General features: G+C 67.0%; 1 protein-coding gene and 1 pseudogene. Both read right to left on the bottom strand.

From position 1 onward, the window contains the following. Window positions 1-845, bottom strand: a pseudogene (locus JCM25156_RS32455) (MFS transporter); the annotation flags it as partial. Further along, a complete protein-coding gene (locus JCM25156_RS16960) occupies window positions 820-1,116 on the bottom strand; it encodes a putative quinol monooxygenase (protein WP_025814080.1) in 297 nt (98 codons plus the stop codon). The gene JCM25156_RS16960 and the pseudogene JCM25156_RS32455, both read right to left, overlap by 26 nt. Window positions 1,117-1,285 lie beyond the last annotated feature (169 nt).

The following is a 1,285-nucleotide window of genomic DNA, read 5'->3' as shown; positions in this document are numbered from 1 at the left end:
CGCCGCCACCCGCAGCCCGCCAATCCGGTCGGGCAGATGCCCGCAGGCGAAGCGCCCGGCCACGAAGGCCAGCCCGAAACAGGTCAGCCCCAGCCCGGCATAAGGCCAGTGCGCATGGATGAAGCGCAGCGGCAGGAACGCGCCCAGGGCTGCGAACCCGACTCCCTGCAGCGCCACGGCGATACCCTGCCAGCGGATGGTGCCCAGGATATGCCAGAAAGGGGGCCTGCCCCCGGCATGCGTGGGGGAAGGGGGAACATCCTGCACCAGCGCCAGCCCGATCAGTGGCAGCAGGGCGGAAACCAGCATGAGCGCGCCCATGCCCGCCTGTTCATAAATGGCCAGCCCGATCGGTCCCCCCACGGCGAAGGCCCCGTACATGGCGGCCCCCGTCCATGCCAGCACGCGGCCCGCGCGCTGCTGCCCCATAAGGCCGATACCCCAGCCAGCATGCCCACGATCGTCAGGCTTTCGCCTATGCCCAGCAGCAGCCTGCCCGCCAGCAGGACGAGGTAGCGCGTCCCGCCGGGCAGCATGGTCAGGCCGGACAGCGCACAGACCAGACTGGCCGCGACATAGATGGCAAGCCCCGCGCGCATGCACGACCGTCCGCCCTTCGTATCGGCAAAGGCCCCGGAATGGTTGCGGCTGAGAATGGTGGAAAGGAACGCGATCCCCACCGCCAGCCCGGCCAGCCCGTTGCCATAGCCGGGCCAGTGCAGGACGGCCACGGGTATGGCCGCCAGCGGCAGGGCCACTGCCATGTAGGACAGGAAAAGCGCGATGGCGAGACGCGCCAGCAGCCGCAGCGGCGCGGGATCAGATTTCACGTGTGATGCGCACATGCAGTGGCTCGGCCAGCGCGGTCCTGAACACCTCCGCCATTGCGCGGAAATGCGGCGTGGTTTCATGTTCCGTCAGGGCTTCGGGGCTGGCCCAGCGTTCCACGAACACGAAAACATCCGGGTCGCTGACATCGCGGTGGCACTGGTAGGACAGGTTGGCCTTTTCCCGCCGGGACGTGGCGACACAGTGGCGGATGGCGTCAAGCGCCTCCTTTTCCCGTGCGGGATGGATGCGCAGGGTTGCGATGACGGTAATGGGCTGTTCTGACATGGATGATCCTGCCTGATCCTGTTATCTGCCCGCAGCATAGGGGTGTGTGACACTTTCCATCCAGAAAGAAAGTGTCACGTGACACTATTCACCATCTCCTCGCATATCCGCCGCAGGCGGCGCAGGGCTTCGGTCAGGTCGGGCAGGGAGGCGGGGCCAAGCACAGGCG

This window comes from Komagataeibacter kakiaceti JCM 25156, from assembly GCF_000613305.1.
Note: the sequence above shows the minus strand (reverse complement) of the source record. Positions and strands in the feature narration are given on the sequence as shown.